Raw genomic sequence first — 20,115 nt, 5'->3', positions numbered from 1 at the left:
GCGCGAGCCCGGCGTCCGCCGGGGCGCGTCAACGGGTCACAGGAGGCCGCGGCGGGCCAGCAGGGGCGTGATCTCCGGATCCCGGCCGCGGAACGCCCGGAAGGCCGTCATCGCGTCCACGCTGCCGCCCCTGGAGAGCAGGTCCCGGCGGAACCTGTCGCCGTTCTCCCGCCGCAGGCCGCCGTTCTCGTTGAACCACTCGACCGTGTCGGCGTCGAGGACCTCGCTCCAGATGTAGGAGTAGTAGCCGGCGCTGTAGCCGCCCGCCCAGATGTGCGCGAAGTAGGTGCTGCGGTAACGCGGGGGCACGGCCGGCAGATCCACGCCCGCGTCCCTGAGTGCCCGGGCCTCGAACTCCGCCACGTCCTCGCCCTCGTACGCCGTGTGCCACGCCCAGTCGAGCAGGGTGGCCGCCAGGTACTCCACCGTGGCGAACCCCTGGTTGAACTTCTGGGTCTCCAGCATCCGGTCGACGAGGTCCTGCGGCATCGGCTCGCCCGTCTCGTGGTGCCGCGCGTAGTTCGCCAGGATCTCCGGATGGGTGGCCCACATCTCGTTCACCTGGGACGGGTACTCCACGAAGTCGCGCGGCACCGCCGTACCGGAGAAGCGCGGGTAGCGGACGTCGGAGAACAGTCCGTGGAGCGCGTGGCCGAACTCGTGGAACATCGTGTTGACCTCGTCGAACGTCATGAGCGTCGGCTCGCCCTTGACGATGTTGAGGTTGTTGACCACGACGGGCCTCGTGCCCTCCAGGCCCGACTGCTTGACCAGGCTGTTCATCCACGCGCCGCCCCGCTTCGAGGCACGCGCGTGGAAGTCGCCGATGTACAGCCCGAGCAGGCTGCCGTCCTCGTCGGCGACCTCGAACACCCGCGCCTCCGGGTGGTAGGCGCGCAGGTCGGGCCGCTCGGTGAACGTGACGCCGTACAGGCGGGTGGCCGCGTGGAAGACCCCCTTCTCCAGGACGGTGTTCAGCTCGAAGTACGGCCGCATCTGGGCGCTGTCGATGTCGTACCGCGCCCTGCGCACCTTCTCCGCGTAGAACGACCAGTCCCACGGCTGGACGGCGTGCCCGGCGACCTCCTCCAGGTCGGCCTGCTCCTTGCGGGCGTTGGCGACGGCCGGCGGGACCAGCCGGTCGAGCATCTCGGTGACGGCCGCGGTCGTGCCGGCCGTCTGATCGGCCAGGACGTACTCGGCGTGGCTCCCGTAGCCCAGCAGCCGCGCCCGCTCCCGGCGCAGCCGCGCCATCTCCTTGATCAGGTCGGCGTTGTCCGCGCCGCGCCCGGCCGACGCCTCGTGGACGCGCCGCCGCAGCGACCGGTTCGCCAGTTCCGCGAGGGACGGCTGGCCGGTCGGCAGCACCAGCGTGATCAGGTACCTGCCGTCCAGTCCGCGCTCCCGGGCCGTCTCGGCCAGCCCGTTGACGGCGTCCTCCGACAGGCCCTCCAGCTCGGCCACGTCGTCGACCACGACGGCCCGGGCGTTCGTGTCGGCCAGGAGGTTCTGCTGGAACGTCGTCCCGAGCGTGGACAGCCGCTCGTTGATGGCCCTGAGGCGCTCCTGGTCGTCCGGGCCGAGCTCCGCCCCCGCCCGCACGAAGTCGGTCAGGTAGCGCTCCAGCAGCCACCGCTGCTCGTCGTCTGCCGGCTCCACCGCCCTGATGCGCGCGAACAGCCGGGGATTGAGGTGGATGGCGTCGGCGTGCTGGGTCAGCTTGGGCGTCACGTCCTTCTGGATGGCCTGGACGCCCGGGGTGGTGTCGGACGACGCCTTGTTGAAGAACACCGCGGACACCCGGTCGAGCAGCCGTCCCGACCTCTCCAGCGCCTCGATCGTGTTCTCGAACGTCGGCGGCGCCGGGTCGTCCGCGATCGCCTCGATCTCCGCGAGGTGCTCGGCCATGCCCTGTTCGAACGCCGGCCCGTAGTGCTCCTCCTCGATCTCCTCGAACGGGGGCAGCTGGTACGGCAGCGTGCTGGGACTGAGGAAGGGGTTCGCGGCCGAGATCATCTCTCGCGGCTCCTCACGTGGTGCGGGGCGGGGTGCTGGCGTTCGCCCCCAGCCTTACACAGGGACGTCGTCAGACGAGATCGTGGGGCACGCGGTCAATCGTTTTGGTGGTGGGTGCCAAGCTGGGCTATCCTTTCGGAGTCGCAAGCGGGACCGACGGGTCTCGCGAGCAGATGGGGTATGGGGTAATTGGCAGCCCGACGGATTCTGGCTCCGTTAGTCTAGGTTCGAGTCCTGGTACCCCAGCTGGATCCCCCCACCAAAGGGATTCTGCTGGATAGAAGAACAGCGCAGTGCACGGTCCCGTCGTCTAGTGGCCTAGGACGCCGCCCTCTCAAGGCGGTAACGGCGGTTCGAATCCGCTCGGGACTACCACACTGCACACGGCTCCGTCGTCTAGTGGCCTAGGACGCCGCCCTCTCAAGGCGGTAGCGCCGGTTCGAATCCGGTCGGGGCTACACCCACGAAGAACCCTCGGCACTCACTGCGCCGGGGGTTCTCGCATTTCGCGACCCCGCTTGAGGGATCGAGGGTCGGCCCGGCGCAGACTCGGAAGAGGGCGCCGAGCCGATCGGAGGACCGCCATGGCGCGGCAGACCATCGCGGAGCAGTTCGTCGACATCCTCGCCCAGGCCGGCGTCCGGCGGATCTACGGAATCGTCGGCGACAGCCTGAACCCGATCACCGACGCCGTGCGCAGGAGCCCGGACGTCACGTGGGTCCAGGTCCGCCACGAGGAGACGGCCGCCTTCGCCGCGGGGGCCGAGGCCCAGATCACCGGGCGCCTGGCGGCCTGCGCGGGAAGCTGCGGCCCGGGGAACGTGCACCTCGTCAACGGCCTGTACGACGCGCACCGCAGCATGGCGCCGGTCCTCGCGCTCGCGGCGCACATCCCCAGCAGCGAGATCGGGACCGGCTACTTCCAGGAGACCCACCCGGACCGGCTGTTCGCCGAATGCAGCCACTACTCCGAGCTGATCTCCCACCCCTCGCAGATGCCGCGGGTCCTGCAGACGGCGATCCAGCACGCGGTCGGCCGGTCCGGGGTGTCCGTGGTCAGCCTGCCGGGGGACGTCGCCGGCCGGGAGGCGCCGGAGCGCGCGGCCGAGCTGGCCCTGGTCACCCGCAGGCCGGCGATCCGTCCCGGCGAGGACGAGATCGCGGCGCTGGCCCGGATGGTCGACGCGGCCCAGCGGGTGACGCTTTTCTGCGGCAGCGGCACGGCGGGCGCGCACGACGAGGTGATGGAGCTCGCCCGGCGGATCAAGTCGCCCGTCGGCCACGCTCTGCGCGGCAAGGAGTGGATCCAGTATGACAACCCGTTCGACGTCGGCATGTCCGGCCTGCTCGGATACGGCGCCGCGTACGACGCCATGCACGAGGCGGATCTGCTGATCCTGCTCGGCACCGACTTCCCGTACCGTCCCTTCCTCCCGGACGATGTGCGGACCGTGCAGGTGGACGTCCGGCCCGAGCATCTGGGACGGCGGTCGAAGCTGGACCTCGCGGTGTGGGGCGACGTCCGCGAGACGCTGCGGGCCCTCATCCCGCGGGTGCGCGAGAAGACCGACCGGCGGTTCCTCGACCGGATGCTGAAGCGGCACGCCGACGCTCTCGAGGGCGTCGTGGCGGCCTACACCCGCGACGTGGACCGGCACGTCCCGATCCACCCCGAGTACGTCGCCTCGGTCCTCGACGAGGAGGCCGCCGACGACGCGGTGTTCACGGTGGACACCGGGATGTGCAACGTGTGGGCGGCGCGCTATCTGACGCCGAACGGCCGGCGGCGGGTGATCGGCTCGTTCAGCCACGGCTCGATGGCCAACGCCCTGCCGCAGGCCCTGGGCGTGCAACTCGCCCAGCCGGGCCGTCAGGTGGTCTCGGTGTCGGGCGACGGCGGGTTCTCCATGCTGATGGGCGACTTCCTCTCCCTGGTCCAGCACCGGCTGCCCGTGAAGGTGGTGGTCTTCGACAACTCCTCGCTCGGCATGGTCGACCTGGAGATGATGGTCGCCGGGCTGCCCCCGTACGGCACCTCGTACCCGCACACCGACTACGCCGCCATCGCCCGGGCCGCGGGGGCGTTCGGCGTCCGCGTGGAGAACCCGAAGGAGGTCGCGGACGGGCTGCGGGAGGCGTTCCGGCACGACGGGCCGGCCCTCGTCGACGTGGTGACGGACCCGAACGCCCTGTCGATCCCCCCACGCATCACGGGGGAGCAGCTGACCGGCTTCGCGCTGTCGGCCAGCAAGATCATCGTCTCCGGCGGCGTCGGCCGGATGGTCCAGCTGGCCCGGGCCAACCTCCGCAACATCCCCCGCCCGTGATCCGGCCGCCCGGGCTCAGGCCTGGGGGTCGCCCTCGTCGCAGGCGACGGCGAGCATGCCCTCGATGTCGGCCAGGTCGCCGGTGAGATCGCAGACGGAGGCCCTGCCGTGCACCGACAGCCACATGGTCACCGTCCGCTCGCCACGGGCCTCCTCGGGCCGCTCCAGCGACATCTCGCTCACCGTGAACCCCCGGCTGCCGCACAGGTCGAGCGCGTGCCGCAGGACCCCGCGTCCGTCCAGGTACGTCAGCCGCAGCCGGGACGGCGCGAACCGGGAGCGGGGGAGCCGGGCGACCAGCGGGGTCAGCCCGAACATCACCAGGAAGTGGACCCCCGTGGCCAGGACGGCCAGCACCCAGAGCCCGGACCCCGCCGCCATGCCGACGCCGGCCGTCAGCCAGATCGCGGCGGCGGTCGTGAGGCCCTTCACCGCGTCGCGGCGGACGAAGATCAGTCCGCCGCCGATGAAGCCGATCCCGGAGACGATCTGGGCGGCCACCCGTGAGGGGTCGAACGACACGCCGTCGCCCAGCACGTCCGCGAAGCCGTACTTGGAGACCAGCATGAACAGCGCCGCCCCGAGCCCGACGAGGATGTGGGTCCGCAGTCCCGCGCTCTTCTGGCGGATCTCCCGTTCGAGGCCGATGGCGGCCGACAGCACCAGAGCGACGGCGAGGTCACCGGCTTGCGCCCATCCCTGGCCGGCGCCCGCTCCGAGCGACGCCAGCACCATGCAGCCAGAGTAATCTCCCGACTCCGGATAAGCCCGGGGAAATGCGGGGCATCCGGACGTCGGCCGCGGCGGAGCGAGGTTCCGCTACCTCCCCGAGCGGGCCTTGAACAGCGCCCGCTTGGCCGCCTTCCCCACCTGACGGTCGGGATGGGCGTCACCGATGGCCTCCAGGAGCTCCTCCAGGTGCGGGTGCGGGATCTTCCAGATCACGTCCAGCAGCCCGACGAGGGTCGGGGCCGGGCCGATGTCGTGCAGGCTGCTGACGAACTCGGGCCGTCCGAGGCCGGCGGAGATCGTCCACATGTCGAGGATGAGCCAGTGGGTGTCGGCCTGGGTCGGCTCCGGCGCCTCCTCGACCTCCATCTGCGTCAGATGGGTGGCGGCGTACGGCCGCAGGGACGGCTCCTTGAGGGCCTCCAGCCACGCCGGGACGGCGGCCTCCCCGAGCGAGCCCACCAGGCTGGCCGCCTGGACCCGCACGAGGGCGTCCGACTCCTCCTCTGCCGCGGCCTTCAGCAGCTCGGAGGCGGCCTCGGCCGGGTCGCGCAGGGCCAGCCAGGCGGCGAACTCCTCGTCCGCCTCCTCCTCCGACATGTCCGCGCTGAACGACAGCAGGTCGAGGGCCGTCATCGCGTCGATCGCCGGGCGGGCGTCGATCTCGATGTCCTCGTCGTCCAGCATGTGGACGAGGCCCTCCGTGCCGAGCGGGGTGAGCGTGACGTCGTCGCCCTCGACGGTGACCATGCCGTACCCCGTCAGCCACGCCACGACGGGGGCCAGCGGGTCGCCGGCGGCCGACCACGCGTCCGGGCCCAGGTCGTCGTACTCGGCGACGGCCTCGGCCAGCTCCTCCCGCAGGTCGGTGAGCGAGCGGGAGCCGCCGTTCAGCAGCACGCGGACCAGCAGCGCCCGGGTCAGCCCGGACAGGGCCAGCGTCAGGTCGTCGTCGTCGAGCTCGGGATCGCCGTAGTCGATCGAGTGGAGGCCGAGCATCCAGACGTCCAGGACGTCCTCGTCGTCGTCGAACGGCCAGGCGGCGGTGTCGGAGTCGACGCTCACCGTGTCGTTGCCGTCGGGGGCGAGGAACTCCAGGTCGATCGCGAGGTTCCAGAGGTTCCAGATGTTGCCGGCGTCGGGCAGGCCGATCGTGCGGACGGCCTCGTCCACCTCGTCGTCGCTGAGCAGGGTCTGCTCGCCGACCTTGCGGCCGGTGCCGACCCACAGGGCCAGGTCGCGGGCCTGCCGGACGAGGGTGACCTCGCGGGCCGCGGCGGCGAGCTCGGCGTCGGGACGCAGCCGGATCGTGGGCAGGGCGCCGATCTCGTCGGCGAACGGCTCGAAGTCGCCGAGGCTCTCGTCCTCCTCGTCGCCGTCGAGCTCGTCCTCCTCCTCGTCCCAGTCGCGTTCGGAGATCATGTCCTCCATCGCGTCGACGAAGTCGTCCTCGACGTCGTCGAGCTCGGCGAGCAGGCGAGGGAGCGGGTCCGACCCGGGCGAGAGCCGGCCGGTGGCCGACAGGAACGTCAGGTACGCCCGGACGGCCTGGACCATGCCGTCGGCGGCGGCGTCCGGGTCCTCGACGACCTGGGGCATGCGCTCCAGCAGGACGCTCCGCAGATCGCCGCGCTTCCACAGCCCGACGTCCTTGCGGGCCTCGAGGCGGTGCCACAGAGCGACCGGCCCTATCAGATCGGGGTCGCTGCCGGGTGCGTTGTCCGGCGCCCAGAGGATGAATTCTTGGAGCAGGGGACGCAGTTCAGCGGCGGCTGCCTCGATGCGATCTGTCACTCCGCCAGCCTAGGGCTTTCGGGACACCGTCCTCTAATCAGTTGTCGCGCCGCGCCCGGCCCGGCGTCGCTGCCGGGGCGGTCAGTTGGCCCGCCGCATGGCCTCCGTGATCCTTTCAGCCGCCGCGACCACCGGCGCCGCGTGCATGCGGCCGGGCGTACGGGTGAGCCGCTCGATGGGCCCCGACACCGACACGGCCGCGATGACCTTGCCGCCGGAGCCGCGGATCGGCGCGGAGACGCTGGCCACGCCCTGCTCGCGCTCCCCGACGCTGTGCGCCCAGCCCCTGCGGCGGACGCTCGCCAGCGTCGCCGCCGTGAACTTGGCGCCCCGCAGGCCGCGGTGGAGGCGGTCGGGCTCCTCCCAGGCCAGCAGGATCTGGGCGGCCGACCCCGCGGTCATGGGCAGGGCCGAGCCGACGGGCACGGTGTCCCGCAGGCCGCTCGCGCGCTCCGCCGCGGCCACGCAGACCCGTTCGTCGCCCTGCCGACGGTAAAGTTGCGCGCTCTCCCCGGTCATGTCGCGGAGCTGGGTGAGGACGGGCCCGGCGACGGCCAGCAGGCGGTCCTCGCCGGCGGCGGTGGACAACTCCGACAGCCGGGGACCCAGAATGAAACGGCCCTGCGTGTCGCGGGAGACGATGCGGTGGTGCTCCAGCGCGACGGCCAGCCGGTGCGCCGTCGGCCGGGCCAGACCGGTGGCCTGGACGAGCTGTGCCAGGGAAGCGGGGCCCGCCTCCAGGGCGTTCAGTACGAGAACCGCCTTGTCGAGTACTCCGACCCCGCTAGAGTTGTCCATGCCTCGATACTGCCGTCTCGCATTGCGAGATGCAAACGCAATACTGGAATTCGCCAGATACACTGTCCATATCCCGATATTTCCGTCTCATCATTAGAGACCGACACCCGGGGGAAGAACGCGAGGAGGCGTCACAACCATGGGTCGCACACTGGCTGAGAAAGTCTGGGAGCAGCACGTCGTACGCCGTGCCGAGGGCGAGCCCGACCTGCTCTACATCGACCTTCACCTCATCCACGAGGTGACCAGCCCGCAGGCGTTCGACGGCCTGCGTCTCAGCGGCCGCACCGTGCGGCGTCCCGACCTCACGATCGCCACCGAGGACCACAACGTCCCGACCGTGCTCGGGCCGATCGCGGACCCGGTCTCGCGCACCCAGGTCGAGACCCTGCGGAAGAACGCCGCCGAGTTCGGCGTCCGGCTGCACCCGATGGGCGACGCCGGTCAGGGCGTCGTGCACATCATCGGCCCGCAGTTCGGCCTCACCCAGCCCGGCATGACGATCGTCTGCGGCGACTCCCACACGTCGACGCACGGCGCGTTCGGCGCCATCGCGTTCGGCATCGGCACCTCCGAGGTCGAGCACGTCCTGGCCACGCAGACCCTGCCGGCCTACCGGCCGAAGACGATGGCGATCGAGGTCACCGGCGAGCTCCCGGTCGGCGTGACGGCCAAGGACCTGATCCTGGCCATCATCGCCAAGATCGGCACCGGCGGCGGCCAGGGCCACATCGTCGAGTACCGCGGCGAGGCCGTCCGCAAGCTCTCCATGGAGGGCCGGATGACGATCTGCAACATGTCGATCGAGGCGGGCGCCCGGGCCGGGATGATCGCCCCCGACGAGACCACGTTCGAGTATCTGCGCGGCCGTCCGCACGCTCCGACCGGGGCCGCCTGGGACGAGGCCGTCGAGTACTGGAAGAGCCTGCGCACCGACGACGACGCCGTGTTCGACACGGTCGTCGAGATCGACGCCTCGGCGCTCACGCCGTTCGTCACCTGGGGCACGAACCCGGGCCAGGGCGCCCCGCTGGGCGCGGCCGTCCCGTCGCCGGAGGAGTTCGCCGACCCGGTCCAGCGGTCGGCGGCCGAGCGGGCCCTGCAGTACATGGGTCTCGCCGCCGGCACCCCGCTGCGCGACATCCAGGTGGACACGGTCTTCGTCGGGTCCTGCACCAACGGCCGCATCGAGGACCTGCGCGCCGCCGCCGAGATCCTCCGCGGCCGCCGGGTGGTCACCCGCACGCTGATCGTGCCGGGCTCGATGCAGGTCAAGAAGGCCGCCGAGGCCGAGGGGCTGCACGAGGTCTTCACGGCCGCCGGCGCCGAGTGGCGCGAGGCCGGCTGCTCGATGTGCCTCGGCATGAACCCCGACACGCTCCAGCCGGGCGAGCGCAGCGCGTCGACGTCCAACCGCAACTTCGAGGGCCGCCAGGGCAAGGGCGGCCGGACCCACCTGGTGTCGCCGCAGGTCGCCGCCGCGACCGCCGTCACCGGCCGGCTGACCGCGCCCGCCGACCTGTGACCCGCGGGACCGTGAGGGCGGCCCGCGCGGCCGCCCCGGTCCACCGCCCCGGCGGCGCGCGGCAGACGCGGCGCCCGGCGTCCCGAACCGACTCGTCCTGAGGAAAAAAGATCACCATGGATGCCTTCACCACCCACACCGGCCGGGCCGTGCCGCTGCGGCGCAGCAACGTGGACACCGACCAGATCATCCCGGCCGTCTGGCTCAAGCAGGTCAGCCGGACCGGCTTCGAGAAGGGCCTGTTCGCCGCCTGGCGCGAGGACCCGTCCTTCGTCCTGAACGACCCCGCCTACGACGGCGCCTCCATCCTGATCTCGGGCCCCGACTTCGGCACCGGCTCCTCCCGCGAGCACGCCGTCTGGGCGCTCCAGCAGTACGGTTTCCGCGCCGTGATCTCCTCCCGGTTCGGCGACATCTTCCGGAACAACTCCACCAAGATGGGCCTGCTGCCGGTCGTGCTGCCCGAGGACGTGGTCGAGCGCCTCCAGGCGGCCGTCGAGGCCGACCCCGCCACCGAGATCACGGTGGACCTGGCCGAGCGCCGGGTGCGCGCCGGCGACGTCGACGCGCCGTTCGAGATCGACGACTACACGCGGTGGCGGCTCATGGAGGGGCTCGACGACATCGGGCTGACCCTGCGTCACGCGGACGACATCGCCGAGTACGAGAATGGGCGGCAGCCATGGCTGCCGACGACCGTCTGAACGATCATCAGACCCCGGATGACCTGCTGGCGCGGCGACTGCGTGATGCGCATCGCCGCGTCAGGGCGTTAGCCTTACCACAGGAGGAGCGGGCTCGCCTGACCAGACGGCTGCTCGCCATCTGTGACGTGGCAAAGCGGGACATAGGCCATGCGGCCGCCCGGCTGGACGCCTTCATCGCCTATCTGGACGGCACATCCGACACGCCGAGCAGGCGAAACATGCCCCCCGGTGATTGAGTCCCGTGACCTCGTCCCCTAATTTCAAGCGCGTAAGGGGGAGGAACCAAATGAACAAGAAGGAACTCGTCGACGCGATCGCCGACCGTGTGGGCGACAGGAAGACGGCCACCGAAGCGGTCAACGCGGTCCTCGACGCCATCCAGGGCGCGGTCGCCAGCGGCGACAAGGTCTCGATCACCGGCTTCGGCGCGTTTGAAATGGTGCACAAGCCCGCCCGTACGGCTCGCAACCCTTCGACCGGCGACCCGATCAAGGTGGCGGAGAGCTGGGCGCCCAGGTTCCGCCCGGGGGCCGAGTTCAAGGAGCAGGTCAACGCGGGCGGCAAGGCCTCATCCGCGAAGAAGAAGTAACAGCCATCAGACCCTGAGCGGCGTCCGGACCCCGTCCGGGCGCCGCTCGTCTACTCCCGGCCCCGCTCAGGGCGTCGGGAACGTGGAGAGCGTGACGTAGGTGACGCGGCCGTCCGTCATGACGACGTTGACCCGCTGCCCGGATCGCAGGTGGCGCAGCGGCCCCGCGTCGAACGCCTCCGCGCCGAACGGGATCTCCGTCCCGTCGTCGAGGTACAGGGATCCCGACCGGGTGTCCCGGTCGAAGGTCTTCACCGTGGCCTGCACCCGATCAGCGTACCCGCGCCGCGCCCGCCGGCCCGAGCCTCACTTCTCCGGCAGGTACGACGCGAGACCCCGCACGATGATCTCCAGGCCCAGCTCGAACCGGTAGTCGTTGGACTCGTCCACCATGAGGTCCGCCAGCGCCACCATGTTGGGGAACCGCTGGGGCGGGAGCGACTCGAAGTACTTCTGGAACTCCTCACGCATCCGGTCCCACGACCCGTCGCCGGCCTCGCGGTAGCGCTCCTGCCACATCGACTCCTCGAGGGTGAAGCCGTCCATGTAGGTCGAGATCATGTCGCCTGCGATCGCGACGACCCGGTCGGGCAGGCCCGCCGCCCGGAAGATCGCCAGGAGCTTCTCGACGTACGGGAGCAGGTCCGGGGTGAACGGGATCTGGCCCATCGAGATGCGGGCCATGTCGCGGTGCCGCAGCAGCCGGGTTCGGCCGTCCCGCGCGAACTGCTTGACCTGCTCCTGCCAGTTGTCGGGGTCGGGGTCGGGCAGGTCGGCGCCCTCGAACAGCCGCCGGTACATGAGGTGGAGCAGCTCGTCCTTGCCGCTCACGTGGGCGTACAGGGCCGAGACGGCCACCTTCAGCTCGGCGGCGACCTGGCGCATGCTCAGGCCGTCGTAGCCGTCCCTGTCGAGCACGACGAAGGCGGCGTCCACGATCCGCTCCTGCGTCAGGGGGATCCGCGCCGTGGCCTGACGCTTCCGCGGACGCTCCCACGGCGGTGTGGGCATGTCCGGCTGACTCATGAGGGACCTCCCGCTGTCCCGCCCATCGTAGTGAACGGTGCTCCGGTGGGGCGAACAGCGCTCTCGGTTTGAGATATATCTTGTCCCTCCCTTACTTGAGATATATCTTATGAACGCTGCACTTGCTGACGAACACTGCTCAATGGTAGAACACTGCTCAGTAAACGAACAGTGTTCAGAACGCTCAGGAGGAGCGATGTCGAATCCGACCGGCGTGACGGCGTCCGCGACGCCGGACATCGCAGCGCCGCCGTACCGGTGGCGCTGGGCGGCCCTCTTCGTGATCCTCGCCGCGGAGGTCATGGACCTCCTCGACGCCATGGTCACCAACATCGCGGCGCCGACGATGCGCGCCGACCTCGGCGGCACGGCCGCCACCATCCAGTGGATGGGCGCGGCCTACACGCTCTCGATGGCCGTGGGCCTGATCACCGGCGGCCGTCTCGGCGACATCTTCGGGCGCAGGCGGATGTTCCTGATCGGCGCGGCCGGCTTCACCCTGGGGTCGCTGCTGTGCGCGGTCGCGCAGTCGCCCGAGATGCTGATCGGCGCCCGCGTGATCCAGGGCCTGTTCGGCTCGGTCATGCTGCCGCAGGGGCTCGGCATGATCAAGGAGATGTTCCCGCCCAAGGAGATGCAGGCGGCCTTCGGCATGTTCGGGCCGATCATGGGCCTGTCGGCCGTCGGCGGGCCGATCCTCGCCGGGTGGCTCGTGGAGGCCGACTACTTCGGCACCGGCTGGCGCATGATCTTCCTGATCAACCTGCCGCTCGGCCTGGCCGCCCTGCTCGCCGGGATGCGCTTCCTGCCCGAGTCCCGATCGCCCCACCCGCTCCGGCTGGACATCCCCGGCGTGCTGCTCGCCTCGCTGGGCGGCTTCCTGGTGATCTACCCGCTGGTCCAGGGCCGCGAGCACGACTGGCCCGCCTGGGCGTTCGTCATGCTGGCCGCCTCGGTCGCGGTGTTCGCGCTGTTCGGGTGGTTCGAGGCGCGCAGGAGCAGGTCGGGCGGCGACCCGCTGATCGTCCCGAGCCTGTTCCGCAAGCGCGCGTTCACCGGCGGCCTGCTCACCGGCACGGTCTTCTTCTCCGGCATGGCCGGGTTCATGCTGGTCTTCAACCTCTACACGCAGACCGGGCTCGGCTACTCCACCCTCAAGGCCGGGCTGTCGATGGTGCCCTGGTCGGCCGGCATGATCGTCGGCTTCGGCATCGCCCAGGCCGTGCAGAAGTTCGGCCGGAAGGTCCTGCACGGCGGCACGCTGATCATGACGCTGGGCGTGCTCGGCGTCCTCGTCACGCTGAACGTCGCGGGGATGCACGTGACGCCGTGGCAGCTCACCCCCGCCCTCGTCGTCACCGGGATCGGCATGGGGCTGCTGATGGCGCCGTTCTTCGACATCGTGCTCGCCGGCGTCGAGCAGCACGAGACCGGGTCGGCGTCCGGCACGCTCACCGCCGTCCAGCAGCTCGGCAACGCGTTCGGCGTGGCCCTGCTCGGGACGATCTTCTTCGACGTGCTCGGGAAGATCCCGACCCCCGGCACCTTCGACCACGGCATGAAGATCACGCTGTGGGTCGTGGCCGGCATGCTCGTCGCGACGTTCGCCGTGGCCTTCCTGCTGCCGAAGCAGGCGCGCGAGGAGGCCGAGAGCGTGGCGGCGTGACCCCCGCCCGTCCCGGCGAACCCGCCGATCCGGCGTCGCCCCCCTCGTCCCCCGCCCCGCGCCGGCTCACGCGAGGCGCCGGCCGATGAGGGGGGCGACCGCCGCCGTGGCGGGTCCCACCCCCAGCGCGAGCGCCTCGCGGAGGTCCTCGATCGTGTCCACGTCACGGCGGACCGAGGGGATGCCGTCCGGGGCCAGCTCCTTGGCCCCGGCCGACAGGTGCCGGGCCCGCGACTCGCCGCCGAACCCCGGCCGGAACGCCACGCCCGGCCGCACCCCGTAGAACGTCGTCCCGACCTCGGCCGCGTCCGGGACGAAGGCCTGCTCGAACTCCGCGGCGGCCGTCAGGACGACCTCCAGCTCCGCCGGCCGCAGCGCCGGCAGGTCGGCCTGCAGCGCCCCGATCGCGTCGTCCGGCGCCAGCCGCAGCGCCTCGGCGGCGCCGAAGCGGAGCGCCGCGTTCAGCCCCCGGTCCGGATCGGTCACCACGTGCGCCCCGAGCGCGGCCAGCCGTTCCGCGGGCAGCGGGTCGGCCGTCACCACGATCACCCGCGCCACGAGGGGGCAGCGCAGCGCCGCCGCCACCGTGTCGCTCGCCACCGCGACCGCCAGATCGGTCCGGTACGGCCCGGCGGCCCCCGCCAGGCGCGTCTTCGCCCGGATCAGGGTCTTCACCGGTACGACAATGGACCATCGCGCGAGCTGCATAGCTGTAGCATCCCGCCTCGACATCGCCCATGGCCAACCGGGAGACTTGTCGGCGATCCCGGTGATTTGGAGAACCCAGTGAGCCACCCCAGCGAGCCAGCGCCCGGCGCGGACGAACGGACCCCCGGCGCCCTCGACGACCCCGCGGGCCGCGACCCCGCCCAGCAGGCGGCCGTGGACGCCGCCGCCGCACCCGTCGTCCCCACGCCCGCCGCACCTGTCTCGCCCGCCGCGCCCGCCGCCGGGTCCGGCGCCGCGCGGGCCGCAGTGTCCCGGGACGTGCCGGACGGAGGGCAGGCCGGGTGGCGCCCCGGGCGCCGGGCCGGCCGGCCGCCGCGCTTCTGGGAGTACTTCGCCGTCGTCGTGGTCAAGCCGCTGTCGCGCCTGTTCGTGCGGCGCAGGTGGCGCGGGGGAGAGCACATCCCGCGCAGCGGCGGCCTCATCATCGCCGCCAACCACCTGTCCTGGTCCGACCCGGTGCTGCTGTCCCACTACCTCTACAACAACGGACGGTGGCCCACCATCCTGGCCAAGTCCGGCATCTTCAAGGTGCCCGTCCTCGGGCACATCATCACGCAGCTGCAGGCCATCCCCGTCCACCGGGGGAGCACCGAGGCCACCCAGTCGCTGAAGACCGCCGAGTACCGCCTGAGGAACGGCGCGTCGATCATGTTCTACCCCGAGGGCACGATCACCCGCGATCCCGCCAAGTGGCCGATGGTCGGCAAGACCGGCGTCGCCCGCCTCGCGCTCACCACCGGTGTGCCGGTGATCCCGATCGCCCACTGGGGCGCCCAGGACCTGCTGCCGTACGGGGAGAAGAAGCCGCGGCTGCTCCCGCGCAAGACGTTCCACGTGCTGGCCGGGCCGCCGGTCGACCTGTCGAAGTACGAGGGGCAGCCGCTGCGGGCCTCGGTCCTGAGGGACGCCACCGCCGACATCACGGCGGCCATCACGGCCCTGCTCGCCGAGATCCGGGACGAGAAGGCGCCCGAGACCCCCTACGACCCGCGCAACGCCGCCAACAGCTGACAAAGGCGTACGGTGAGGGCGGGACCGGGTACGGCCCGGGAGAGCAACAGGAGTGGGTGCGGCGAGTGAGCACGGCGGTCGTTTTCGGTACGGGCTCGTGGGGCACCACGTTCGCGACGATCCTCGCTGAGGCGGGCACCCGCACCACGCTGTGGGGGCGCCGGGCGGAGGTCGTCGACGCGATCAACAGCACCCACGAGAACCCGGAGTACCTGCCGGGCGTCCCGCTCCCCGAGACCCTCCGTGCGACGACCGACCCGGCGGAGGCGACGGACGGCGCGGAGTTCGTGGTCCTCGCCGTCCCGGCGCAGACCCTCCGGGCCAACCTCACGGCCTGGAGGACCGCCCTCCCCGCGGATGCCGTCCTGGTCAGCCTGATGAAGGGCGTCGAGCTCGGCACGTGCAAGCGGATGAGCGAGGTCATCTGTGAGGTGGCCGAGGTGCCGGAGAGCCGGGTGGCCGTGGTCTCCGGGCCCAACCTGGTCGGCGAGCTGGCCCTGCGGCAGCCGGCGGCGGCCGTCGTCGCCTGCACCGACGAGGCCGTCGCCGACCGCCTCCAGGAGGCGTGCCACCTGCCGTGGTTCCGCACGTACACCAATCCGGACGTGGTCGGCGTGGAGCTCGGCGGCGCGGTGAAGAACGTCATCGCGCTGGCCGTGGGCGTCGCGGTCGGCATGGGCCTCGGGGACAACGTCCGGGCGACGCTGATGACCCGCGGGCTCGCCGAGATCGCCCGCCTGGGCGCCGCCCTCGGGGCCGACCAGCACACGTTCGCCGGTCTGGCCGGCATGGGGGATCTCATAGCGACGTGTACGTCTCCGTTGTCCCGCAACCGCACGTTCGGGGAGAATCTGGGGCGCGGGATGACCCTGGCCGAGGTCGTTGCGGCGACTCGGCAGACGGCCGAAGGGGTCAAGTCCTGCGAGTCGGTGCTCGAACTCGCCAGGAAGCACGATGTGGAGATGCCCATCACCGAAGTGGTCGTCGGTGTCGTCCACGACGGCATGACCCCCAGTGAGGCCGCGATGCTGCTGATGTCCCGCACGCCCAAACCCGAGCGCTACGGCGTCTGACGCCCGATGAGGCGCAGCCGCAGGAAGCTGGGGGAGAACTCGCGGGCCGTCCACCTGCCCTCCCCGCCGCTGCCCCGCCAGGTGCCGATCGGCCTGCCCGTGTGGCGCTCGGCGGCCTGGAGCTTCGAGAACGCGGCCGAGTACGGCGACGTGCTCGCCGGCCGCAGGACCGGCTTCGCCTACAGCCGCGTCGACAACCCGACGGTCGCGGCCTTCGCGGCGGCCGTGGCGTCGCTGGAGGGCGCGGCCGCGCCTGAGGACGTGGCCGGCGAGGCGTTCGCGTCCGGGACGGCGGCCGTGACCGGCGTCTTCCTGACGTTCCTGCGCTCCGGGTCGCACGTGGTCGCCCCCGCGCCGCTGTACGGCGCCACCTACTCCCTCCTCACCACGGTCCTCGCCCGGTTCGGCGTGGCCGTGGACTTCGTCGACTACTCGGACCTGCGCCGGGTCTCGGCGGCCGTGCGGTCGTCCACCCGGATCGTGTACGCCGAGACGCTGGCGAACCCGACGATGACGGTGGCCGACATCCGGGGGCTGTACCAGATCGCCCGGGAGGCGGGGGCGCTGCTCGTGGTGGACTCCACGACGGCCACGCCGATCGTGTGCCGCCCGCTGGAGCACGGCGCCGACCTGGTCGTCCACTCGGCGACCAAGTACTTCGGCGGCCACGACGACTGCACGGGGGGCGTGGTGGTCGGGCGTCCCGACCTCATGGGCCAGATCCGCCAGGTCAGGATGGACACCGGCGCCTCGCTGTCGCCGGACGACGCCTTCCTGCTGCGCCGCGGGCTGGAGACGCTCACGCTGCGGATGCGGCGCATGTGCTCGACGGCCATGGAGTTCGCGGCGGCCGTGGCCAGGCACCCCGCCGTACGGCGGGTGGACTACCCCGGGCTGCCCGGCCACCCCGCGCACGAGATGGCCCGGCAGCTCTTCGACGCCGGTCCCGAGGGCACCCGCTTCGGCGCGTGCGTGACCGTAACCCCCCACGGCGGCTACGAGGCCGGCGCGGCACTGGCGAACGGGCTGCGTCTCGCGGGCATCGCGTCGTCCCTCGGCGGGACGCACACCCGGGTCGCCCACCTCGCCTCGGCCACCCGTTCCGACGAGGCCCTTTCCGGCGTCGACGCGGGGGCCGTACGGTTCTCGATCGGCCTGGAGGACGCCGACGACCTCATCGTGGACGTGGCCTCGGCGCTCGACGCTTTGCGCACGACAAGCCCGACACGCGGCTGACAAGCCGTTTTGCCCCTCGAACACGGTAGATTCGGGCATCATGAACGAGGATCGCGAGTCGTCGTCACGCGTGCGCGTGGCAGTCGTCTTCGGTGGCCGCAACTCCGAGCACGCCGTCTCCCTGATGGGGGCGGGCAGCGTGCTGGAGGCGATCGACCGGACGAAATACGAGGTCGTCCCCATCGGCATCGCCCAGGACGGGCGCTGGGTGCTTGCCTCAGACAGCCAGACGTACGCCATCGAGTCGGGGCGGCTCCCCGAGGTCGACGACTCCGGGACCGCGCTCGCGCTCCCGACCGAGCCGGGGTCGCTCATGGCGCTCGACCCCGGCGACATCCCGCGCTCGCTCGGCCGGGTCGACGTCGTCTTCCCCGTCATGCACGGCCCGTACGGCGAGGACGGCACCATCCAGGGCCTGCTGGAGATGGCCGGCGTCCGCTATGTGGGGTCTGGTGTGCTGGCCAGCGCGGTCGGCATGGACAAGGCGTACATGAAGCTCGTGCTCCGCTCGGCCGGCCTGCCGGTCGGGCCGTTCGTGGTCGTTCGCGACCGCGACTGGCGGCTCGACCGCAGCCGCGTGCTCAAGGAGATCGAGGAGCTGGGCTGGCCGGTGTTCGTCAAGCCCGCCCGCGCCGGGTCGTCCCAGGGCATCAGCAAGGCCCACGACCAGGAGTCGCTGGAGGCCGCCGTCGAGCGGGCCCGCGAGCACGACCCGAAGGTGCTGGTGGAGGCGGCCATCACCGGACGCGAGGTCGAGTGCGCGGTGCTGGAGTCGCCGGGGGACGCTCCGCCGGAGGCGAGCCTGCCCGGCGAGGTGCTCGTCCGGGGGGACCACGAGTTCTTCGACTTCGAGGCCAAGTACTACCCCGACCAGATGGCGCTCGACGTGCCCGCCGGTATCCCGTCCGCGGCCACGGAGGCGCTGCGCGGCATGGCGGTGCAGGCGTTCGAGGCACTCGGCTGCGAGGGGCTCGCCCGGGTCGACTTCTTCTACACGCCCTCCGGCGAGCTGATCGTCAACGAGATCAACACGATGCCCGGGTTCACGTCGCTGTCGGTCGCGCCGCAGCTGTGGGCCGCCACCGGCCTGCCGTACGCGGACCTGGTCGACCGGCTCATCCGGCTCGCGCTGGACCGGCCGGCCGGGCTGCGCTAGCCCTCGGGGATCGCCGCCTTGATGGGACCGGCCAGGTCGACCAGCACGTCTCCCGGCTGGTGCTGCGCGGAGATCGTCACCTCCACGTACGCCACCCGGCCGATGGCCGTGAACAGCGCCGGCGTCCGGGGGTCCTGGAACCAGGCCACGCCGTTGATGTCCGAGACCTCCGCCGTCGGCGCCATGGCGGCCGGCCGCTCAACCCCGCACCGGAGGGCGATCTCCCCTTCGCCCCAGACGGCGACGTACGGCGACGGGGGGTCGGTCTCGGCGCGGTCGAGGCCCACCAGCGTGCGGGGGAGGGCGGTCGTCAGCGCCCGGCAGTCGGCCGCCGCCGTCCCCGTCGGGGAGGGCGGCGTCACCCGGACCGTCCCGGAGCAGCCGGCCAGGACGGCCACCAGCAGCGCCGTCCCGGCCGCGGCGGCCCGCACGCCCATCGCTTCCCCGCTCCGCGCCCCGCGATCTCAGATGTGCACGATCGGGCAGGTCAGCGTGCGGGTGATCCCCTCCACGGCCTGGATCTGCGCCACCACCAGCTTGCCCAGCTCGTCAACGTTACGGGCCTCGGCCCGGACGATCACGTCGTACGGGCCTGTGACATCCTCGGCCTGCGTGACGCCCGGTATCCCGGAGATCTGCCCGGCCACGTTCGCCGCCTTGCCGACCTCGGTCTGGATAAGGATGTAGGCCTGCACCATGACGCCCTCCGGGTGGTAGAGATCAGTGCCGGAGCGTAACCGTACCTCGAATGCACAAGGGGTGTGCCATCACAGTCGGAGATCTCGGCGAATTCGGAGTAATTCAGCGAATTTCCGGACGGCTGCCGCAGGGGGCCGCCGTCCTGCTGGGACCCGGCGACGACGCCGCGGTCCTCCGGGCGCCGGACGGACGCGTCGTGGTCAGCACAGACCTGCTGGTCGAGGGTAGGCACTTCCGCCGCGATTGGTCCAGTGGCTACGACATCGGACGTAAAGCCGCGGCACAGAACCTTGCCGATGTCGTGGCCATGGGCGCCGATCCGACCGCCCTGGTGGTGGGGCTGGGCCTGCCGCCGGACGCCTCCACCGAGTGGCTCGACGCGCTCACCGACGGGTTCCGCGAGGAGTGCGACCTGGTCAGGGCCTCCGTTGCCGGCGGGGACATCGTCAGGTCGGAGACCGTGGTCATCGGCGTCACCGCGCTCGGAGACCTCGGCGGCCGGGCCCCGGTCACCCGGTCGGGCGCCCGGGTGGGGGACGTGGTCGCCGTGGCGGGCCGTCTGGGGCACGCCGCGGCCGGTCTGGCCCTCCTGGAGGCCGGGGTGGCCGCCACCGGCCCGCTGACGTCGCTGGTCGAGGCCCATCGCCGTCCCCTGCCGCCGTACGCGTGCGGGCCCGAGGCGGCCGGGCTCGGCGCGACGGCGATGCTCGACGTCAGCGACGGCCTGCTCCAGGACCTCGGGCACGTCGCCGGCGCGAGCGGGGCCGGGATCGTGCTCGACCCCGCGGCGCTGCCGGTCCCCGAGGCGCTCGCCGACGCCGCCGCCCTGCTGGGGACCGACCCGCTGGAGTGGGTGCTGAGCGGCGGCGAGGATCACGCGCTCGCCGCGACCTTCCCCCATCACGTGCGGCTCCCGCCCTCCTGGACCGTTGTGGGGAGGGTCGTCGAGGGGGAAGGCGTGCAGGTCACGGGACGAACCAGGACCACGGGGGGCTGGGACCACTTCCGTGGATGATGTGAAATTTGTGACAAAG

The 20,115-nt window shown here is 71.7% G+C and carries 20 protein-coding genes and 3 tRNA genes; 14 read left to right on the top strand and 9 right to left on the bottom strand.

Annotated elements, in window-relative coordinates; genetic code table 11:
* Positions 1-36 precede the first annotated feature (36 nt).
* Positions 37-2,016: a M3 family metallopeptidase gene (locus tag Mco01_RS16280; protein ID WP_204057724.1), complete on the bottom strand. Its 1,980-nt coding sequence runs from the start codon at positions 2,014-2,016 to the stop codon at positions 37-39.
* Between the two features lie 174 nt (positions 2,017-2,190).
* On the opposite strand from Mco01_RS16280, the gene Mco01_RS16275 reads away from it, so the two are divergent.
* The 4 genes from Mco01_RS16275 (at position 2,191) to Mco01_RS16260 (ending at position 4,343) form a co-directional block, all read left to right on the top strand.
* Positions 2,191-2,262: transfer RNA gene (locus Mco01_RS16275), tRNA-Gln, on the top strand.
* A 53-nt stretch (positions 2,263-2,315) separates the two neighbouring features.
* Positions 2,316-2,391: transfer RNA gene (locus tag Mco01_RS16270), tRNA-Glu, on the top strand.
* Positions 2,392-2,401: 10 nt separating this feature from the next.
* Positions 2,402-2,474, top strand: a tRNA-Glu gene (locus tag Mco01_RS16265).
* A gap of 126 nt (positions 2,475-2,600) precedes the next feature.
* Positions 2,601-4,343: a pyruvate dehydrogenase gene (locus tag Mco01_RS16260; protein ID WP_204057723.1), complete on the top strand. Its 1,743-nt coding sequence runs from the start codon at positions 2,601-2,603 to the stop codon at positions 4,341-4,343.
* Between the two features lie 15 nt (positions 4,344-4,358).
* Here the strand turns inward: Mco01_RS16260 and Mco01_RS16255 are convergent, their stop codons facing one another.
* From Mco01_RS16255 to Mco01_RS16245, 3 genes are all read right to left on the bottom strand, one after another.
* Positions 4,359-5,078, bottom strand: a complete 720-nt coding sequence (locus Mco01_RS16255) for an MgtC/SapB family protein (protein WP_204057722.1) — start codon at positions 5,076-5,078, stop codon at positions 4,359-4,361.
* An 84-nt stretch (positions 5,079-5,162) separates the two neighbouring features.
* A complete protein-coding gene (locus Mco01_RS16250; RefSeq protein WP_204057721.1) occupies positions 5,163-6,866 on the bottom strand; it encodes a hypothetical protein in 1,704 nt (567 codons plus the stop codon).
* 81 nt (positions 6,867-6,947) lie between these two features.
* A complete protein-coding gene (locus Mco01_RS16245; protein WP_036331308.1) occupies positions 6,948-7,664 on the bottom strand; it encodes an IclR family transcriptional regulator in 717 nt (238 codons plus the stop codon).
* A gap of 139 nt (positions 7,665-7,803) precedes the next feature.
* Here Mco01_RS16245 and leuC point away from each other — a divergent pair, with 139 nt between their 5' ends.
* The 4 genes from leuC (at position 7,804) to Mco01_RS16225 (ending at position 10,485) form a co-directional block, all read left to right on the top strand.
* Entirely contained in the window at positions 7,804-9,189 is a 1,386-nt protein-coding gene (gene leuC / locus Mco01_RS16240) for a 3-isopropylmalate dehydratase large subunit (protein ID WP_204057720.1), read from the top strand.
* Positions 9,190-9,305: 116 nt separating this feature from the next.
* Complete coding sequence (leuD, locus tag Mco01_RS16235; protein ID WP_204057719.1) at positions 9,306-9,893, top strand: 3-isopropylmalate dehydratase small subunit; 588 nt, start codon at positions 9,306-9,308, stop codon at positions 9,891-9,893.
* On the top strand, positions 9,872-10,132 hold the full coding sequence (locus tag Mco01_RS16230) for an SCO5555 family protein (protein WP_084370171.1): 261 nt from the start codon (positions 9,872-9,874) through the stop codon (positions 10,130-10,132). Before leuD ends, Mco01_RS16230 begins: the two co-directional genes overlap by 22 nt.
* A 50-nt stretch (positions 10,133-10,182) precedes the next feature.
* On the top strand, positions 10,183-10,485 hold the full coding sequence (locus Mco01_RS16225) for an HU family DNA-binding protein (RefSeq protein ID WP_036331315.1): 303 nt from the start codon (positions 10,183-10,185) through the stop codon (positions 10,483-10,485).
* Between the two features lie 66 nt (positions 10,486-10,551).
* Here Mco01_RS16225 and Mco01_RS16220 read toward each other — a convergent pair whose 3' ends face one another.
* Positions 10,552-10,752, bottom strand: a complete 201-nt coding sequence (locus Mco01_RS16220) for a cold-shock protein (RefSeq protein ID WP_036331317.1) — start codon at positions 10,750-10,752, stop codon at positions 10,552-10,554.
* A gap of 39 nt (positions 10,753-10,791) precedes the next feature.
* On the bottom strand, positions 10,792-11,511 hold the full coding sequence (locus Mco01_RS16215; protein WP_204057718.1) for a TetR/AcrR family transcriptional regulator: 720 nt from the start codon (positions 11,509-11,511) through the stop codon (positions 10,792-10,794).
* Between the two features lie 196 nt (positions 11,512-11,707).
* Here Mco01_RS16215 and Mco01_RS16210 point away from each other — a divergent pair, with 196 nt between their 5' ends.
* The gene (locus Mco01_RS16210) at positions 11,708-13,177 is read left to right on the top strand and encodes an MFS transporter (RefSeq protein ID WP_204057717.1); all 1,470 of its coding nucleotides are present in this window, start codon (positions 11,708-11,710) and stop codon (positions 13,175-13,177) included.
* Between the two features lie 66 nt (positions 13,178-13,243).
* Here Mco01_RS16210 and cofC read toward each other — a convergent pair whose 3' ends face one another.
* Positions 13,244-13,885 carry a 2-phospho-L-lactate guanylyltransferase gene (gene cofC / locus Mco01_RS16205; protein ID WP_239103647.1) on the bottom strand — a complete coding sequence of 214 codons (642 nt, stop codon included), beginning with the start codon at positions 13,883-13,885 and terminating at the stop codon, positions 13,244-13,246.
* A 78-nt stretch (positions 13,886-13,963) separates the two neighbouring features.
* Between cofC and Mco01_RS16200 the strand changes: the two genes are divergently transcribed.
* The 4 genes from Mco01_RS16200 to Mco01_RS16185 all read left to right on the top strand — a co-directional run bounded on the left by Mco01_RS16200 (position 13,964) and on the right by Mco01_RS16185 (position 18,382).
* Positions 13,964-14,917 (top strand): lysophospholipid acyltransferase family protein, encoded by a 954-nt coding sequence (locus Mco01_RS16200; RefSeq protein WP_307825578.1) that lies wholly within the window; start codon positions 13,964-13,966, stop codon positions 14,915-14,917.
* A 65-nt stretch (positions 14,918-14,982) separates the two neighbouring features.
* On the top strand, positions 14,983-15,990 hold the full coding sequence (locus tag Mco01_RS16195) for an NAD(P)H-dependent glycerol-3-phosphate dehydrogenase (RefSeq protein ID WP_204057715.1): 1,008 nt from the start codon (positions 14,983-14,985) through the stop codon (positions 15,988-15,990).
* A gap of 6 nt (positions 15,991-15,996) precedes the next feature.
* A complete protein-coding gene (locus tag Mco01_RS16190; RefSeq protein ID WP_204057714.1) occupies positions 15,997-17,226 on the top strand; it encodes a trans-sulfuration enzyme family protein in 1,230 nt (409 codons plus the stop codon).
* Between the two features lie 40 nt (positions 17,227-17,266).
* The gene (locus Mco01_RS16185) at positions 17,267-18,382 is read left to right on the top strand and encodes a D-alanine--D-alanine ligase family protein (RefSeq protein ID WP_036331329.1); all 1,116 of its coding nucleotides are present in this window, start codon (positions 17,267-17,269) and stop codon (positions 18,380-18,382) included.
* Here the strand turns inward: Mco01_RS16185 and Mco01_RS16180 are convergent.
* Both Mco01_RS16180 and Mco01_RS16175 read right to left on the bottom strand, forming a co-directional pair.
* Complete coding sequence (locus Mco01_RS16180) at positions 18,379-18,819, bottom strand: DUF3515 domain-containing protein (RefSeq protein WP_204057713.1); 441 nt, start codon at positions 18,817-18,819, stop codon at positions 18,379-18,381. The genes Mco01_RS16185 and Mco01_RS16180 overlap by 4 nt on opposite strands.
* Positions 18,820-18,846: 27 nt before the next feature.
* Positions 18,847-19,080, bottom strand: a complete 234-nt coding sequence (locus Mco01_RS16175; protein ID WP_036331334.1) for an Lrp/AsnC family transcriptional regulator — start codon at positions 19,078-19,080, stop codon at positions 18,847-18,849.
* A 50-nt stretch (positions 19,081-19,130) separates the two neighbouring features.
* Here Mco01_RS16175 and Mco01_RS16170 point away from each other — a divergent pair, with 50 nt between their 5' ends.
* Positions 19,131-20,096, top strand: coding sequence for a thiamine-phosphate kinase (locus tag Mco01_RS16170; RefSeq protein ID WP_204057712.1), 966 nt, complete (start codon positions 19,131-19,133; stop codon positions 20,094-20,096).
* Positions 20,097-20,115 lie beyond the last annotated feature (19 nt).

The organism is Microbispora corallina, assembly GCF_016863035.1.
Classification (GTDB): Bacteria; Actinomycetota; Actinomycetes; order Streptosporangiales; family Streptosporangiaceae; genus Microbispora; species Microbispora corallina.
Note: the sequence above shows the minus strand (reverse complement) of the source record. Positions and strands in the feature narration are given on the sequence as shown.

Bases quoted from the DNA above. Each gene is read 5' to 3' on its own strand.
- Mco01_RS16185 (WP_036331329.1), top strand. From the start codon at position 17,267: ATGAACGAGGATCGCGAGTCGTCGTCACGCGTGCGCGTGGCAGTCGTC.
- leuC (WP_204057720.1), top strand. From the start codon at position 7,804: ATGGGTCGCACACTGGCTGAGAAAGTCTGGGAGCAGCACGTCGTACGC.
- Mco01_RS16245 (WP_036331308.1), bottom strand. From the start codon at position 7,664: ATGGACAACTCTAGCGGGGTCGGAGTACTCGACAAGGCGGTTCTCGTA.
- cofC (WP_239103647.1), bottom strand. From the start codon at position 13,885: ATGCAGCTCGCGCGATGGTCCATTGTCGTACCGGTGAAGACCCTGATC.
- Mco01_RS16180 (WP_204057713.1), bottom strand. From the start codon at position 18,819: ATGGGCGTGCGGGCCGCCGCGGCCGGGACGGCGCTGCTGGTGGCCGTC.
- Mco01_RS16255 (WP_204057722.1), bottom strand. From the start codon at position 5,078: ATGGTGCTGGCGTCGCTCGGAGCGGGCGCCGGCCAGGGATGGGCGCAA.
- Mco01_RS16230 (WP_084370171.1), top strand. From the start codon at position 9,872: ATGGCTGCCGACGACCGTCTGAACGATCATCAGACCCCGGATGACCTG.
- Mco01_RS16175 (WP_036331334.1), bottom strand. From the start codon at position 19,080: ATGGTGCAGGCCTACATCCTTATCCAGACCGAGGTCGGCAAGGCGGCG.
- Mco01_RS16210 (WP_204057717.1), top strand. From the start codon at position 11,708: ATGTCGAATCCGACCGGCGTGACGGCGTCCGCGACGCCGGACATCGCA.
- Mco01_RS16280 (WP_204057724.1), bottom strand. From the start codon at position 2,016: ATGATCTCGGCCGCGAACCCCTTCCTCAGTCCCAGCACGCTGCCGTAC.
- Mco01_RS16225 (WP_036331315.1), top strand. From the start codon at position 10,183: ATGAACAAGAAGGAACTCGTCGACGCGATCGCCGACCGTGTGGGCGAC.
- Mco01_RS16190 (WP_204057714.1), top strand. From the start codon at position 15,997: ATGAGGCGCAGCCGCAGGAAGCTGGGGGAGAACTCGCGGGCCGTCCAC.
- Mco01_RS16260 (WP_204057723.1), top strand. From the start codon at position 2,601: ATGGCGCGGCAGACCATCGCGGAGCAGTTCGTCGACATCCTCGCCCAG.
- Mco01_RS16170 (WP_204057712.1), top strand. From the start codon at position 19,131: ATGCACAAGGGGTGTGCCATCACAGTCGGAGATCTCGGCGAATTCGGA.
- leuD (WP_204057719.1), top strand. From the start codon at position 9,306: ATGGATGCCTTCACCACCCACACCGGCCGGGCCGTGCCGCTGCGGCGC.
- Mco01_RS16215 (WP_204057718.1), bottom strand. From the start codon at position 11,511: ATGAGTCAGCCGGACATGCCCACACCGCCGTGGGAGCGTCCGCGGAAG.